This window comes from Enterococcus sp. XAF26B05_ASV22, from assembly GCF_056727285.1.
Window position 1 is genome coordinate 1,985,168 of the sequence record NZ_CM161538.1, and the last position, 15,109, is coordinate 2,000,276.

General features: G+C 32.5%; 17 protein-coding genes, 1 tRNA gene and 1 pseudogene. 2 read left to right on the forward strand and 17 right to left on the reverse strand.

The genetic code is table 11. The annotated features are described in order from the left end of the window. Positions 1 to 637 precede the first annotated feature (637 nt). The 12 genes and pseudogenes from AC1PU0_RS09855 to AC1PU0_RS09910 form a co-directional block, all read right to left on the reverse strand. Positions 638 to 1,015 (reverse strand): hypothetical protein, encoded by a 378-nt coding sequence (locus AC1PU0_RS09855; protein WP_479998274.1) that lies wholly within the window; start codon positions 1,013 to 1,015, stop codon positions 638 to 640. 2 nt (positions 1,016 to 1,017) lie between these two features. Then, a complete protein-coding gene (locus AC1PU0_RS09860; protein WP_479998276.1) occupies positions 1,018 to 1,659 on the reverse strand; it encodes a hypothetical protein in 642 nt (213 codons plus the stop codon). Next, entirely contained in the window at positions 1,613 to 2,146 is a 534-nt protein-coding gene (locus tag AC1PU0_RS09865) for a hypothetical protein (RefSeq protein WP_479998278.1), read from the reverse strand. The genes AC1PU0_RS09860 and AC1PU0_RS09865 overlap by 47 nt, the downstream gene beginning before the upstream one ends. A gap of 3 nt (positions 2,147 to 2,149) precedes the next feature. Continuing rightward, positions 2,150 to 2,317 (reverse strand): hypothetical protein, encoded by a 168-nt coding sequence (locus AC1PU0_RS09870; RefSeq protein ID WP_206849449.1) that lies wholly within the window; start codon positions 2,315 to 2,317, stop codon positions 2,150 to 2,152. 1 nt (position 2,318) lies between these two features. Then, entirely contained in the window at positions 2,319 to 2,657 is a 339-nt protein-coding gene (locus AC1PU0_RS09875) for a DUF3958 family protein (protein ID WP_206849450.1), read from the reverse strand. Then, positions 2,657 to 2,953 (reverse strand): TIGR04197 family type VII secretion effector, encoded by a 297-nt coding sequence (locus AC1PU0_RS09880; protein WP_479998280.1) that lies wholly within the window; start codon positions 2,951 to 2,953, stop codon positions 2,657 to 2,659. Before AC1PU0_RS09880 ends, AC1PU0_RS09875 begins: the two co-directional genes overlap by 1 nt. Before the next feature lie 304 nt (positions 2,954 to 3,257). Further along, positions 3,258 to 6,203: a MucBP domain-containing protein gene (locus AC1PU0_RS09885; protein WP_479998282.1), complete on the reverse strand. Its 2,946-nt coding sequence runs from the start codon at positions 6,201 to 6,203 to the stop codon at positions 3,258 to 3,260. A gap of 23 nt (positions 6,204 to 6,226) precedes the next feature. Continuing rightward, entirely contained in the window at positions 6,227 to 6,553 is a 327-nt protein-coding gene (locus tag AC1PU0_RS09890; protein WP_111247081.1) for a hypothetical protein, read from the reverse strand. 10 nt (positions 6,554 to 6,563) lie between these two features. After that, on the reverse strand, positions 6,564 to 6,803 hold the full coding sequence (locus AC1PU0_RS09895; protein ID WP_479998284.1) for a hypothetical protein: 240 nt from the start codon (positions 6,801 to 6,803) through the stop codon (positions 6,564 to 6,566). Between the two features lie 250 nt (positions 6,804 to 7,053). After that, positions 7,054 to 7,479 (reverse strand): annotated as a pseudogene (locus AC1PU0_RS09900) (recombinase family protein); the annotation flags it as partial. A gap of 15 nt (positions 7,480 to 7,494) precedes the next feature. Further along, entirely contained in the window at positions 7,495 to 7,623 is a 129-nt protein-coding gene (locus AC1PU0_RS09905; RefSeq protein ID WP_479998286.1) for a hypothetical protein, read from the reverse strand. Positions 7,624 to 8,067: 444 nt separating this feature from the next. Beyond that, complete coding sequence (locus AC1PU0_RS09910) at positions 8,068 to 8,562, reverse strand: hypothetical protein (protein ID WP_479998287.1); 495 nt, start codon at positions 8,560 to 8,562, stop codon at positions 8,068 to 8,070. A gap of 123 nt (positions 8,563 to 8,685) precedes the next feature. Here AC1PU0_RS09910 and AC1PU0_RS09915 point away from each other — a divergent pair, with 123 nt between their 5' ends. Together AC1PU0_RS09915 and AC1PU0_RS09920 are read left to right on the forward strand one after the other, a co-directional pair. Then, positions 8,686 to 9,984: a site-specific integrase gene (locus tag AC1PU0_RS09915; protein ID WP_181429432.1), complete on the forward strand. Its 1,299-nt coding sequence runs from the start codon at positions 8,686 to 8,688 to the stop codon at positions 9,982 to 9,984. Positions 9,985 to 10,020: 36 nt separating this feature from the next. After that, positions 10,021 to 10,452: a hypothetical protein gene (locus AC1PU0_RS09920; protein ID WP_111247076.1), complete on the forward strand. Its 432-nt coding sequence runs from the start codon at positions 10,021 to 10,023 to the stop codon at positions 10,450 to 10,452. Positions 10,453 to 10,583: 131 nt separating this feature from the next. Here the strand turns inward: AC1PU0_RS09920 and AC1PU0_RS09925 are convergent. The 5 genes from AC1PU0_RS09925 to AC1PU0_RS09945 all read right to left on the reverse strand — a co-directional run bounded on the left by AC1PU0_RS09925 (position 10,584) and on the right by AC1PU0_RS09945 (position 15,098). After that, positions 10,584 to 10,666 (reverse strand) — tRNA-Leu (locus AC1PU0_RS09925). 84 nt (positions 10,667 to 10,750) lie between these two features. Further along, positions 10,751 to 11,476, reverse strand: a complete 726-nt coding sequence (locus AC1PU0_RS09930; protein WP_206849508.1) for a YdcF family protein — start codon at positions 11,474 to 11,476, stop codon at positions 10,751 to 10,753. A 78-nt stretch (positions 11,477 to 11,554) separates the two neighbouring features. Further along, positions 11,555 to 12,052, reverse strand: a complete 498-nt coding sequence (locus AC1PU0_RS09935; RefSeq protein ID WP_206849509.1) for a SprT family protein — start codon at positions 12,050 to 12,052, stop codon at positions 11,555 to 11,557. Positions 12,053 to 12,054: 2 nt separating this feature from the next. Then, a complete protein-coding gene (locus tag AC1PU0_RS09940; protein WP_206849511.1) occupies positions 12,055 to 14,247 on the reverse strand; it encodes a Tex family protein in 2,193 nt (730 codons plus the stop codon). Positions 14,248 to 14,363: 116 nt separating this feature from the next. Continuing rightward, positions 14,364 to 15,098, reverse strand: coding sequence for a metallophosphoesterase (locus AC1PU0_RS09945; RefSeq protein ID WP_111247072.1), 735 nt, complete (start codon positions 15,096 to 15,098; stop codon positions 14,364 to 14,366). Positions 15,099 to 15,109: the final 11 nt, after the last annotated feature.

Consider the following 15,109-nt stretch of genomic DNA (forward strand, 5'->3'; position numbering starts at 1 on the left):
TTTCTTCTAAATCAATTATACAATCATTCTTATCTCTTGTCACAAAATTTTTATCATCTTTGATTGTTATTTAATCATGAATGAAATTTCCTTGATTTTATATTGATATTTTGGATTAAAATTTTCTAATATTCTTCACTTTGACACTTTTTGAAAAAATAAAAATCAATATTTGTCGTTATCTAACTAGTAATGCTTTATGTAAAAAAATTTTATTGTATACCATCAAAGTCTTTTTCGTGTTATTTAATTTTCAGGAATTATTATATATGCAATTTGAGATAAGTAAGATATTTTGTTTCCAAGTATTTGATATCTAAATCACTATTAAAAGCCACCAGATTAGTTTTAAGAAGTTTTAATTTGGAATGAGTAACCAAATATATCTCATCACTAACTCGTCCTAGATAGGCTCTCACGGTCTTTCCTATTGTGAATACAAAAAAGAGAAAACAATCACTAAAATTGTCCCTCTCAACTAATATATTATAATTTTATAAGTTATCAAATTATTCAGTGCATTGTTCACGTAAGATAAAATTTTACTAATTGTTGCTTGCTCTTTTTTTAAACTTGTAGTGTTAATATTTATTTCCTAATCATAAAACCATTATTATTATTCGAACAGATAACTTAATCAATTCATTTCTTTAATTTCTACACTTTCTGCTAACACCCATCCATTCAATCCATAAGAAGAATATAATACTTGATAGGTCATGTGCTCTTTCCTTATTTCCTCTTCCAACTCTTCTAATGAATTATACCTCATTGGCCATACATTTTTTTTCCCTTGAATCAATAATTCTTTATTCTCTATAAAAAATTTATCTAAAACTCTTTCTTCTAGGTCTAAGATAATACTATAGGGCATTTCATCATAAAATTTGTAGCATAGAAAGTTATGGAATATAATTTGTTTTTCTTTCTCATCATCAGATATATTCATAACTATATCCTTACTTTCAAAATTTACAAAATAGCTTTTTATTTCATAGTCATGTACCATATTCATTTCTACCATTCTCCTTTTTGTCTAGGTATTTTTTTATTCCAATCCCACTTATGTCTATGAGGGAATTCATGTGTTCCATCGTCAGGGTGATTGTAGTCTATATCTTCAATCGGTAGACCATCTGGTCCATAGTATCTTCTTTGTTTTACTGAACCGTCATCATTTAATAAGTCAGCGGATGAGTTTGGTTCGCCCTCTTTATCCAGATTTCTTTTCTCTGAATCAAAGACTTTATGTTTCTTAGCAGGTTTTCCTTCTTCACAACTTTTATCTAGTTCAGCAGTCTCATCAATCGCATTGATGGTGGGTACATTATTTATTTTGTCCAAAACAGATTGTCCAATTTTAATAGTTCCTGCACCTTTTCTAATTATATCAATACCTTTACCTATTTTACCAATGTTTCCTAATATTCCTCCAAAAGCGGGTGATAATGGCATTTCATTTCTCATTACTTTTACTTCTTCAACTCTATATTGGTCTTTTCCTAAATAATTTTTGCATTTTTCTAGTTGATTATAGAGATTAGGATGAGCATTTGGTGATACAATTTTGCCATTTTTCATCAGGTACCACGTTTTTTTAGTTCCTAAGGTACTACAAATAATAGTATAACCATTTAAACTTGCAATTGTTTGTTTCATTTCTCGGTTCTTCACTTCTTGTTTCATTTTTTCTCGTTGCCTGCCATCGTGCATTAATAGGACTTGCCCATGTCATGTTTAACCGACCAATGTCAAAAGTTCCAGAAGCTGAATTCCATGCTTTACAATCCTTAACCTGTGCTAAACCATTATTAAATTCTTGCTGACAGGCTTCATATTCTGCAAAAATACTAGCAGAACGGGCATTATACGCATGGAATTTTTCCAATTGTTCTCTCTTTTTTGAGATTACATCACAGGCATTCATATATCGATGTTCTAAATCTGGTCGCATAGTTTTAGCCACATGCATTTGTCTTTCTAGTTCTCGTTTTAATTGTTCAAACCGCTCAATTTGGCTTTGAATTTGGTCTTCATCTGTATCAATGCTACTAACCATTCCTTGATATTCACTTAACAATCGTTTATGTGCACTTTCAAGAGCCTCTCCAGTTAAAATGGCAGAACGACAAAGTGGTGTATACACTACTCAAAAATAACTTTTTGCTGAATCATAAGCTTTACCAGAAAGTGGTGCAGATAAAAATTGTGAAATACTGCTTTGTAATGAAGAAATGGCCTGACTCGCTTGCTTATTCATTCGAGAGGCTTCATTTCCCTGTTGCTGTATCTCTCCTACATAAAATTTTAACCCCATCCTACTGCTCCTTTTCTTTCACTTGCTCTTTTCTTTGTTCAATGTATAATTCTTCCTCTTTGTCAATCAGTTGTTTTCTAGTATTTTTCAGTTTATCTTCTTGTTCTTCCAATTGCCGTTGTGCTTTTTTGGCTAAAGAGAAACTATCTTCTCCTCTGCTTTTAAAATACTGACGTTCTTCTGGAGGACTTGTTTCTACCACTTCTGAGTAAAGACGCTGTTCCTCTTGTTGTAAAGCGAAGAACTCTTCTTGTTGCTGTTCAACTGAACGAATTTCCACTCTAATCCTATCTTGTTCATCTTGAACTTGACGGATTTTTGTTTGATAGTCTATCTCCATTATTTAAACCAACTTCCTAAAGAATTAGATTGAAATTGTTGAGAAGCTTGTTGGTCTATAGTAGCAAAGTCTTTTGCGACTGAATGAATAGCATTACCTGCCGAAACAATACTTGTAGATAATTGTTTTAATCCTTTTCCGTAATTAATTGTGGAACTTTTTGCTACTTCGTTTCCAGCAACATTTGTTCTTGATGCCACACTCGTAGAGGCATTGATACTATTTAATGCACTAGCCGATTTGCTGAAAGAAGCGGATACACTGCCTGCAACAGTTGTACTACTTTTAACACCCATTCTTTAACTCCTCCTTAGTTGTATATATGTAACTTATTATCTTATTCAATATCTAATTATAACAAATTTTCTATTTTTATGTTCTCTTTTTTTTCAATATCCGAATATTATTGTTTCTTATTTAGAATAGCTATCTATTATCCAATTAGACGTTATATAACTTGAGGTTACTATTCTAGAACCATTTTAATAAAGTTAAATTTGAAATCTTTATAGTTATTTTAAAAGCTTAGCAGAGGCTTTTAAGTTTGCTCTAAAAAAAAGATAATAAGCATTTACACTCATTACCTCTAGTTTTTTGTTATTAATTTAGATTGTTAATTGCTTGTTGCAAAGCTAGTACAGCATTATCAATATCCGACTGATTAGCATCAGGACTATCATAGACAAATTTGGCATCAGCTAATTTAATCATTAGCGCCGACCATGAATGTACACTGTAATTTGATTCTTCTAGCGTTAATGCTAGATTGTAGGCTTCTAAAAGAAGATTTTTATTTACTGATGGAATTTTTTCTTGCTCCTCAGCTTCTTCTTTGGCTCCAGTATCTGCAATTTCCTCAACAACTCGTTCCGCTACTTGACTAGTTTTTTCTGTTAGTTCTACTACTTCTGTTCTTTCTTGTGTTACTTCCCCAGTAGTTTCAGTTGTTACTTCTGCCTCAGATGTTGCATCTTCAGTCTCACTTGTTGCTTTTGGTAATTCTTCTGGGGTTTCTGTATTTTCTTTAATATTAAATTTTAATTTTTTTTGTGTATCTTGTGTCTCTACACTACGACTTGATTTTGTCGTGGGTTTATTGTAATTTTTTGCTCCCAAAAATACTGAACCCATTGTATATTTTCCACTACCATTTTCTTGTAAATGAATACCCACAGAACCTTCGTTAAGTCCATCAAGCAATAGATTGGCATTATGTCCACTAGAGTTAATCCATGCATTAACTACAATGCTTGCACCGTTTTGGGCTAACCATTCTAAACTGCTAGGGTTATTATACATTCCAATATTCTCGCAAAATACTACATTTTCATAGCCATAATCATAAGGTGCATCTGCTCCATCATCTCCATTTGGACGTGTATGTTCGTATAAATCAAAGATTTCTTGGGAACGAACATCAGCTCCTTGTTGTAGTGCTGATTGATTACCCAATGAGATTAATCCATTATTGTTACGGTGTTGATTGATTAATGCCAATGCTTCTGATGCAATTTTTGATTCTACTTCACTTACGTCTTCTGTTGGTGGTGTTACCACATCTTTTTTGTAAACAAATGTTACTGTTTTATCTGCATCTGCTGTTACTGTTTGGCTAGTTGCTCCTTGTAAAGTATATCCACTAAATGTTTTAGCATTTGCTGTAAACATTTTGTTTTCTTCTACAGAAACTGGCGTTTCTGTTTCCAAAATATTTCCTTCTGTGTCTTTATGTTCTACCGTTACCATAAATTTGGTTACTTCTGGTACTTTTTCTTCTAAATTATTAAATGCTGTTTGTAAATTTGTGTTTGCTTGATTTACTTGTTCCTGTGTTGCATTTTCATTATTTAAAATAGAATTTGCATTGTTTAATGCTGTTTCAAAATTACTAAAGCTTTCATTAGTGAAATTACCCTTTTCAGTATTTCCAACTGAATTAATTAATTGTTCTAATTCCGATTTGTCTACTACAACAGGAGATTCATCTTTTTTGTAAACAAAAGTAATTGTTTCTGCCCTATTAACTGTTATTGTTTGGGTATTCTCTCCTTGCAATATATAACCACTAATAGTTTTTGCCGCTGCAGTAAAACTTTTTCCAGATTCAATTTCAATCGAACTCTCAGAACTTAAAAGATTTCCTTCTTCGTCTCTATATTCCACGGTAATTGGATATTTAATAATTGGTTCTTCATTTCTACTATATTTAAATGTGATTGTTTTATCACCAGTTACCGTTATTGACAGAGTATTATCACCAATTAAAGCATAGTCAGCTATATCTTTTGCTTGTGCAGTAAGTACTTGTCCTTTCTCTATTTCATGGATTTCAGAGGATGAAATTTCATTTCCATCTTCATCTTCGTATTTTACCGTAATTTTAAATTTCTCTACTGGACTTTCATTCTTTCGATATTTAAAAGTAATAGTTTCCGATTTTTCCACGGTTATTGATTGAGACACCTCACTAACTAAAGAATAACCTTCTATGTTTTTTGCAGTAGCTGTATATTCTTGACCTTTTTCAATTTTCAAAGTATCTGAATCTGAAATTTCTTGATTGTTTTCATCAACGTATTTCACTGTGATTTCAAATTTTTCTAAAGGATTAGGTTTTTCATTTTTTTGATAAGTGAAAGTAATTACTTTATCGCTATCAACTTTAATCGTTTGAGTAGGTTGCCCAGTTAATGTATAACCATCAAACTCTTTTGCTTTAGCTGTATAAGACTCACCTTGTTTGATTTTAATATCTGCTTCTTTTTCTAAAATATTTCCTTCGTTATCTTTATGGATAACCAATACTGTATATTCTTTTGCTTCTGGTGTAATTGGCTTTTCAGGATTTGTTGGTTTCTCTGGTTTAGTTGGATTTACTGGTTTACTTGGATTTGTTGGTTTATTGATATTTTCTTGACAATTATTATTTCCACTATTTGATTGGCTTGAATTACTATTCTGGTGATTTCCACTCTGATTACTTTGAGTACTAGCATTACCCGGTGAATTATGATTCGAGTCAGCATTTGTCTGACTATTTACCACATTGCCATTAACATCCGATTGGACTGGATTTTTTTGAGTATCCGAATCTTGATTTGCGAATGGTTTGCTACTATCTACTTTATCTGTATCATTTAACACTTTATCAGCAACTATATTTCCATCTTTATCTTTTACAGTGATATGATTTCCATCAAAATAGATGATTCTTCCAATTTCTAAATTGTATTGTTCACCTGAATTTAAATTGATATTGTTAATTTCTGCTAAAGTTTCAACTTTGATATTAGTTACTTGAGAAATTGCCCATAAAGTATCCCCATTTTTAAGTGTATAGGATGTTGCTCCACTTTCTATTTGGATTGATTCTGGGTTATTAGCTGTCCAATTATCTGCATAAACATTGGCTTGAATCGACATTCCACTAATTAATAATGTGGAAAATAACATGCCTTTGATAACCCAATTTTTCTTGGATTTAACCATACGACAACGGTATTTTTCCTCTGTTAATGCTTTTTCTAATTTTTTTTCTTTTGTCATTTTTAAAATTCTCCTCTTTTAAATTATGATAGTTTCTCATTTTCATTGGCTAATTCTGCTTTTAAATTACCTGCAATTCGATTTAAAAGCATTGAACTTAATAAATAGTACATACTAGTTAATACCACACATACGATAAATGCTTTTTTGTTTTTATCCTCAAAATACGTTCCCAAAAAAGATTTGATACACAGGATTACAAACAAAAATATGATAAGATAAAATCCACCATATAATAAGACACAAGGTAACATACTAGCCACTAAAAAATAGGTTGTAATACTGTTTGTTTCTTTTCTTTTTGCCCATAACCGTAATTCTTCAATTTCTTCTAAATTTAATTCTTCCATATTTTACTCCTTACTTAAATTTGTCTTTTAATATCCCATTTACAGATTTTATATGATAAACACCTTTACTAACTTTCTTTCCATCTGATTCCCATCCCAAAGTTTGAGCTAAAAAGCCGTCATTTCCATTAATTTCAGTATCCAAACTATATTCCTCTCTTTCTCCAAATCGATTAATTATCACTATACGCCCTTCTTCCATAGCTAATCTGCTCTCATTAATAGCTTGTGCAAATCCTTTAATATCCATAGCTAATGCCTATCTCCCTTGCCTTTTTTATGCGGTAAGAAAAGAACGATATGGACATGACAAAAAAACCGATTCATCTGGATTTAGAAATCCATTTAAATCAGCTTTTCTATATGTAATTATTTTTTTAAATATGTAAGGTAACTATCGTTCTTTTCTTACCTGTTTACTGGTTTTTTTGCGCTTTCCATCTAACCTCTATAATTTTAACATGATGTTCATTTTTTTAAAAGTGTTTCTGCTAAGTTCTTTAAATTAAATCGTTTCTTTTTCTAACGTTATAGATTGTTTTTAGGCAAACATCACAATATTCTGCTATTTCTTGTAAGATATAATTTCCGCTAATATACATGTCTACTATCTTCTGCTCGGTTTCTTCATCGATTCTCCTTTTTCCTAAAATCACACCATTCTTTTTGGCTTGCTGTAATGCTGATTTTGTCCGTAATGATACGTTTTCGCTTTCCATTTCAGCAAATGTTGCAAGGATATTAAATATTAGCCTACCCATTGCTGTACTGGTATCAATGTTTTCGTGGATAATTTTTAAGTGAATATTTTTTTCTCGTAAATCTGCTTCTAAGTTGATTAATTGCCTAACACTTCTAGATAATCTATCAATTCTGTATATTAAAAATGTATCTCCTGTTTCTAATTTTTTTAATGCTTTGTTTAGTTCTTCTCTATCTGTTTATCTCCCAGAAACTTGCTCAGTAAAAATTAAATTAGGACTATAAGGTTTAAATGCCTCTAATTGTACTTCAATGCCCAAGTCTTGTTTATTCGTACTTGTCCGTCCATATGCAATGGTTTTTGCCATTATTAATCATCTCCTGTATTCTTATTTATCATCTCCTATTCTATAATTATTCATTTCAACATATATATTATTTCAGTATTTACTCTTAAATTATACTGTAAGTTTTGGTTTAATCTTTTTGTTTTTTTCTTTAAATGATTTTTAACTTAAACTAAGTATAGCATCAAAATTATGATGCTGTCCTAAAAGTGTTATCATCTTTCACAATTTCTTCTCTTAATTTGTATTCAAGCTATATTATATCTGGATAAAATTGTTTTAAAAGTTTTTTCAGATACTATTTTTAATAACCATGCTCTTGTAACCTTGATACCTTATGAGTCGCCTTGTTAGCCATTTTACGACTACTCAATTATACTTTCATGTGAATATATATTATTATCTTAAAACTAGCCAGACAGGCTCCTAGGACTTAATAAATATAGCCATCAAAAATCGTTGATTTTACGTATTTAATTGTTCTCCATCTCCCATAACATTTGATGTATCTTCGGCTTTTTCTTTTTCAATTTTTTCAGATAATTTTTCTATATTGACACTAGTTTTAATTAAGTTAGTTATTGCTTTTTCATAGTCCTTCAATACTTTTTTGTCTGCTGCAGATAGTTCTTCTAAATCTGTAAACTCTAATTTTTGAACATCTCCAATAAATTTATTAGTCAATTTACTCACAAAATTCATGTTATTTTTTGAAGCAATATAAACTAACTTATTACTACTATTTTTAATAACTTTTATGTTTTCAACCTTACCATTTTTAATTCTAGTAGTTAGACCAACCACTACTCCGTTTCTTCTATTGCCGTTTTTATCAATCAGTTCTTTACTTAATTCCTTGTCTGACATTAATTCTTCCCATAACTTATCGCTAGTTAATCCGCTTTCATTTTCTTTTAGTAAAATATGCTTTTTTTCCAAAACCTTTGCTGTTGTACTCATTTACAATCTCTCCTAAAATTTTTATTTGCCCTAAAGCATCTACAGATTAACTCTCATGTTATCTTAAGTCAAATCTATTATTTTCAATTCTATGGTGGTATAATTTTTTTGAGGAGTGATTACATGGCAAGTATCTCTATGGCTAAAAATAATACATGGGTTTATCAGGAGATTTTTAACTATCCAGATGGCAGTACCAAAAGACATACTAAACGATTCAACAAAAAAGAATTTAAAACTGAAAAATCTGCCACAAAACAAGGCGAAATTTGGGCTAAGGAAAAGCAACATGAAATTAATACAGGATATGCAGGTAATGAACAATCAGCTACCTTAATGGATTTTTATACTAATGGTTGGTATCCCCTTAAAACTCAAAATAAAACACAAACTACAGATAGATATATATCTACATTAGAAAATCAGATTTTACCAGAATTAGGTGATATTTCTTTAGACGGGTTAACTCTAAAGCAGATAAATGCTTATTTTACTAAAATTTCCACCACTAAAATAAAGAATTTAAACACTAAAATATTAGATTATCCCTCTGAAAGTGCCCTTGAGAATCACAAAAAAGCATTATCGAACCTACTTACATTAGCAAAAAACTATCAATATATACAGTACAATCCTGTAAAAGAATTAAAGGTAAAGGATTTTGTAAAAGGAACAAAAATTGTTCAAAAAAATATCACTAGAAATTCTTACACAAAACAACAAGCAAACTTTCTTCTCGATTATTTACAAAAATACGAAGAAGATAAACAATTTGCTCGAATGATGGAACTTATGCTACTAACAGGATTAAGACCACAAGAACTATGTGGTTTAGATATCAATAAAAGTATTTTTTTATCTGAAGATAGTCAAGATAATAATCTATACCATCTTTTTATTTTTCAAGCTATCAAAAAAGTAAAAGATAATGGTACTGTACTTGGTACAACAAAAAATGAAAAAATCAGAAATGTATATTTTTCTCAAAGAGTGTATGACATTATTTTAGAGCAATTAATATTTAAAGAAAATGAAAAAAATAGAATTTTGAATCAACCTAAAAGAAACAGAAGACAATTTGGATGGGAAAAAGATGAAGAAGCTTACTTTTTATTTAGTCACTCTGGCGGAAAACCTTATCAACCACAAAGAATAGGAAAAAAATGGACAGCTTTTATCCAAAAAATACCTAATCTCCCTCAGTATCAACTGTATTCTCTAAGACATACATACGCGACACTAATGTTATATGCGATGAACCAAAGTAATAATAGTACTAATAAAAATACAAACTATGGTGCAACCCTGCAAGCAATTGCAGATTCACTGGGACATACAATTGATGTTTTCATAAAATATTATGTTCATCCTCAACAAGAATTTCAGAAAAAATTAGCACATATAGACTTTTTGAAAAACTAATTCAAAATTTCATCTACTTTTAAGGGGATACAATAAATGATTGAAGAAATTCTTTCCTTTGCACTATTAGCTGAATTAGAATTACTAACTAAATCAACTTATTTAGAAAAATTAGATTCTTACTTTATCACAAACTCCAATAATGACCTCTTATTGGAGTTAGAATTTATGTATGAAAATACAAATGACGCAATCAATAAAATTTTTAATAGCTATTTCGATAATCTAGACTTACAGCTTTTTGGAAAACTGCTGTTCCAAAATATAGAAAGCATCTATTTATCAAATGAATTCACTATCAATGAATTTGCTCAAAAAATGTATTTACTTTGGAATTTATATATACCTTATCCTATCAATGAAAAAGAACCCTTTTGGACGTTAAGCTATGCTGATGATTGTTTATCTTATGGAGATGAAAAGCAGACAAGATTTTTGTATGAAAAGACATTTAACTATTATCATTGAACCTACCACTATCAGTTATCTAAAAAATAATGTTTTGAGCAAAAACTGCATCACTTCGTGCATCAGAACTTTTATACAGGCATAAAAAAAGAGTGATAAACCTTATCATATCAAGGTTTATCACTGAACTATGCGGCCAAGAAGACTCGAACTTCCACGGGGTTGCCCCCACCAGCCCCTCAAGCTGGCGCGTCTGCCATTCCGCCATGACCGCATTTATATCATAACTAAGTATATGATAAAATATGCTTTAGCTTTTGTCAATCGTTCAAAATTTTACTTTTCCACAAATGGATGATCATCGTTTGTACCTATACTCGTATACCTGACAAAGCTTATCATATGATTTGCTCACTTTTTTAGGAATTTCAACTGATCCAATATAATTCATTCCTTTTGGTCCATATCCATTATCGTCATTTCTAAGTCGGGGAATTTCACCTAGAACTAATGAAAGAAAATAGTCTTTCGTCCACAATCCATTAAGTTGGTTTTCTTCAAAAATAATCTTGTCCTCAATGGACTTTATATAAGGAATAACTGGAACATAATTGGTGAAACTAGCTTTTGTCTCTTGCCATTCCTTTTCAAAAGTCGCTTTAATTCTTCTTTGTAAAATGGGGTCTTCCAATAATAACACAGACTTCGGCCTCAGCCCTTCCTTTTTCATCTTATTTAGTGAAAAGCGAGCATTTTCACCAGAATTAGTTGAGGTCGTCTCCGTTAAAAAGAGTTCCTTACCGAAGTGATACTTTTGTTTAAAATACTCTAGGTACATGTCAGTTTCACTTACCTCACTAACCTTGATACCGATATTTTTTAGATTTTTCTGTAAAAAGGGCGTCGCATGCCCAATACCGCCAACAATCATGAATTCAGAGGCTGTTCCTTGTTCATACAATTGAATAAACGCATCTGCCAAATAAGGCAAACTGTTGCCAGCTAAGATAGCAAGGTCATACTTTTCTGTTATTTGTTCTTGTGCAGCTAAGTAATCAATGACTGTATTCCAATGTTCGATCATCATGCTCCTCTATTCTTTTACTTGATTTAACACAATACCGCCTTTTCTATTAAAAGAAAAAGCGGCATCATATCCTTTTTATATGCTCGAATTGATTTCTACTAGCCTACCATGACATTTTCCGCAAACATAGCGTTGAAGGTTGATTCTCCGTTTTCGTAAAATCAATGTTTGGCATTTTTCACACTCATACTGGTGGTATGACTGTGGTTTTTGATCCACTAGAGGACGTACATAGCGACTTCCTCCAGTTTGTTTTAGTAACAATTTAAATTCAGCATCTTTATGTTGATACCCTTTACCTTCTAAATGCAGATGATAATGGCATAACTCGTGTTTGATCACATTGATCAACTCTGTTTCCCCGTAAATCTCGAAAACTTTTGGATTAAAATCAATGTTATGCGAGTTTAAATGATATCGACCACCTGTTGTTCTCAGACGTCGGTTAAAAAAAGCGTGATGCTGAAACTTTTTGTCAAAAAATGCTAAAGAAATTGATTCCACCATTGCTTGCAGTTGGGTATCTGTTAACTCTTGCTTTGTTGGTTTTCCTTCTTTAGGAAAAGGTTTCAACGTTATTCTTTCCTTTCAGCTTGCGGTAACATCGTTAAACTGATGCGCCCTTTCTTCATGTCGACTGCTTCCACCCACACAGTCACAACATCTCCTACAGCAATAATATCTGTTGGGTGTTTAACAAATTTTGTACTAAGTTTTGAAATATGCACTAAACCATCTTGTTTCACACCGATATCAACAAAAGCACCAAAATCAATCACATTTCGGACTGTACCTTGAAGTTCCATACCAGGTTTTAGGTCTTCCATCGATAAGACATCTTTTCTTAAAAGAGGCGCTGGCATTTCATCACGCATATCTCTTCCTGGTTGAACTAATGCTGCAACGATATCTTTTAAGGTTTCACTCCCAACAGATAATTCCGTTTCTAATTGTTCCAATGACAATCCCTTGATCTGTTGAGCCGCTTGCCCCGAACCAAGCTCTCCTAATTGAACCTTGGCTTTTTCTAAAATTGCTTTGGCAACGTCATAGCTTTCCGGATGAATCCCTGTGTTATCCAAAATATTTTTTCCATTTGGAATCCGTAAGAATCCAATGGCTTGTTCGTAAGCTTTTGGTCCTAATCGAGGCACTTTTTTGACTTGATTACGAGCAGTAAATGCACCATTTTCGTCACGATAAGCCATTAAGTTTTGAGCAGTTGTTTTATTTAAACCAGAAATATGTTGTAACAGTTGCGGACTGGCAGTATTTACATCAACCCCAACTTGGTTAACAGCTGTTTCTACAACAAAATCCAATTGTTCTGCTAAACGTTTTTGTGAAACATCATGTTGATATTGACCGACACCAACCGCCTTAGGATCGATTTTTACAAGTTCAGCTAAGGGATCTTGTAACCGTCTAGCAATGCTGACCGCACTTCTTTCTTCTACTTGCAAATCAGGAAATTCGGCTCTAGCCACGTCACTTGCTGAATAGACAGATGCCCCCGCTTCATTCACAATCACATAGAAAACATCTCGTTTGATTTGTTTTAATTGTTCTGCAACAAATAACTCTGACTCACGACTGGCAGTTCCATTACCAATCGCTACCATTTCAACTTCGTATTCTTCTATCAACTTGGTAAACGCTGGTCCTGCTGCTGCGCGTTTTTCACCTGAAGCGGGCTTGTGTGGATAAATAACTTGAATAGCTAACACTTTACCCGTTGCATCTACAATCGCCAGTTTGCATCCCGTTCTGTAGGCCGGGTCAAAGCCTAGTACAACTTTGCCTTTCAAAGGTGGTTGCAATAAGAGATTACGTAGGTTCTCACCAAAAATCTTGATTGCTTGCTCATCTGCTTTTTCCGTTAACTCATTACGAATTTCACGCTCGATTGCTGGACCAATAAATCGTTTGTAGCTATCTAAATAAGCTGTTTCAACATAAATGGCAGTTGGAGATTGTTTGTTAATGCCAATCAACTGACGTTCTAAGTATGAATTAATTTTTTCTTCTTCTACTAAAAGAGCAACTTTTAAGATATCCTCTTTTTCGCCACGGTTTGTAGCTAAGACTCTGTGAGAAACAATTTTGCTAACAGGTTCAGAAAAATCATAGTACATTTCGTAAACCGCTTTTTCATCTTTTTCCTCGTCTTTCACGGTGCTAACATATTGACCATGTTTAAAGGTAAAATCACGAATCCATGTACGGAATTTAGGCTCATCAGATACTCTTTCAGCAATGATCTCATGTGCTCCTTGCAATGCTTTTTCTGCTGTATCTATTTCTTTTTCAGCATCAATATATTTTTCTGCCTCAGCTACAACATCCGCTTGAATTGGAAAACTCATCAACCAGTCTGCTAAAGGTTCTAGTCCTTTTTCTTTAGCGATCGTTGCTTTGGTCCGGCGTTTTTGTTTGTATGGGCGATATAAATCTTCAACTTGCTGCATTTTTGCCGCTTTTTGAATTGATTTAGCCAACTCATCCGTCAGTTTTCCTTGTTCGTCGATTAAACGAAGAACCTCTTCTTTGCGCTTTTCTAAATTACCTAAATAAGTATAACGTTCTTCGATTTCACGAATTTGCACTTCATCTAAACTATCTGTCATCTCTTTACGATAACGAGCGATAAAAGGAACAGTGTTTCCTTCACTTAATAGAGTCAACACTGTTTTTATTTGTTTTGGACGATACTCCGACAATTCTTTCTGAAGTAAATCAACTACTTCTTGGTTATAAGCTTCTGCCATATTTACATACCTCTCTTCATTAACATACTGTTTCATTTTAGCATATTTTCTTGCTGAAATATAGGACGAGTCCAAAGCTTAGCTAGTCTTTACTCGTTCTGAAAAAATACAATTGTTTAAAAATCAGGTTGCCAAGGGCCGTTTAAATTTTGATATTCAATATCTTGTACGATTCCATTTTTATCGAAAATCACACCATGAACAGAACCACCAAAGACTCCTCCTCCATCAATCCCGATCTTATTGTCCGATTGCCATAAATCAGTCGTTTCCATATCCCCGTGGAGCATAGGTGTGATGGTATGACCAAAAACGATTTTTTTCTCAGTATGATTTGTGCCTTGATGAAATACTTCTCTTATCCAGATAAAATCATGAGGACTTGTTTCATGCCAATCTTTTTTCGTTAAATCGACACCGGCATGAACAAATAGATACTCTTCCCACTCAAAATACAGTGGTCGTTCCATTAAAAATTCAATTAACTCTTTATATCGGCTACGAATCAACATACTGATCTCTGTTGGAGAATATTCTTCTGTCGCGCCTTTGTGCAGCAAGCTTTCCATCGTCTCTTTACCACCATTTCGAACATAACTAGTAAACCAATCTTCTGGTTTGTTTAAAAACTGAAGAAAGTACTCTTCATGATTTCCTCTAAGATAAACCGCTCCATATTTCTCGACTAACTCTTTTCCAAGTAAAAAACTCTCTTTAGTCTTTGGCCCGCGATCATTCAAATCACCAATTAATACTAGTTGATGTATCTTCGGATCAAAGTATTGAATCAACTCATTGAACAACTCATATTCGCCATGGATATCACTGATGGCATAAATAAATTTTTTCATTATTTCAGCTC

Excerpts from the sequence above, each read along its gene's own strand:
- AC1PU0_RS09855 (WP_479998274.1), bottom strand. The coding sequence starts at position 1,015 with ATGAATATGGTACATGACTATGAAATAAAAAGCTATTTTGTAAATTTT.
- AC1PU0_RS09860 (WP_479998276.1), bottom strand. The coding sequence starts at position 1,659 with ATGAAACAAACAATTGCAAGTTTAAATGGTTATACTATTATTTGTAGT.
- AC1PU0_RS09870 (WP_206849449.1), bottom strand. The coding sequence starts at position 2,317 with ATGGGGTTAAAATTTTATGTAGGAGAGATACAGCAACAGGGAAATGAA.
- AC1PU0_RS09875 (WP_206849450.1), bottom strand. The coding sequence starts at position 2,657 with ATGGAGATAGACTATCAAACAAAAATCCGTCAAGTTCAAGATGAACAA.
- AC1PU0_RS09880 (WP_479998280.1), bottom strand. The coding sequence starts at position 2,953 with ATGGGTGTTAAAAGTAGTACAACTGTTGCAGGCAGTGTATCCGCTTCT.
- AC1PU0_RS09885 (WP_479998282.1), bottom strand. The coding sequence starts at position 6,203 with ATGACAAAAGAAAAAAAATTAGAAAAAGCATTAACAGAGGAAAAATAC.
- AC1PU0_RS09890 (WP_111247081.1), bottom strand. The coding sequence starts at position 6,553 with ATGGAAGAATTAAATTTAGAAGAAATTGAAGAATTACGGTTATGGGCA.
- AC1PU0_RS09895 (WP_479998284.1), bottom strand. The coding sequence starts at position 6,803 with ATGGATATTAAAGGATTTGCACAAGCTATTAATGAGAGCAGATTAGCT.
- AC1PU0_RS09905 (WP_479998286.1), bottom strand. The coding sequence starts at position 7,623 with ATGGCAAAAACCATTGCATATGGACGGACAAGTACGAATAAACAAGAC.
- AC1PU0_RS09910 (WP_479998287.1), bottom strand. The coding sequence starts at position 8,562 with ATGAGTACAACAGCAAAGGTTTTGGAAAAAAAGCATATTTTACTAAAA.
- AC1PU0_RS09915 (WP_181429432.1), top strand. The coding sequence starts at position 8,686 with ATGGCAAGTATCTCTATGGCTAAAAATAATACATGGGTTTATCAGGAG.
- AC1PU0_RS09920 (WP_111247076.1), top strand. The coding sequence starts at position 10,021 with ATGATTGAAGAAATTCTTTCCTTTGCACTATTAGCTGAATTAGAATTA.
- AC1PU0_RS09930 (WP_206849508.1), bottom strand. The coding sequence starts at position 11,476 with ATGATCGAACATTGGAATACAGTCATTGATTACTTAGCTGCACAAGAA.
- AC1PU0_RS09940 (WP_206849511.1), bottom strand. The coding sequence starts at position 14,247 with ATGGCAGAAGCTTATAACCAAGAAGTAGTTGATTTACTTCAGAAAGAA.
- AC1PU0_RS09945 (WP_111247072.1), bottom strand. The coding sequence starts at position 15,098 with ATGAAAAAATTTATTTATGCCATCAGTGATATCCATGGCGAATATGAG.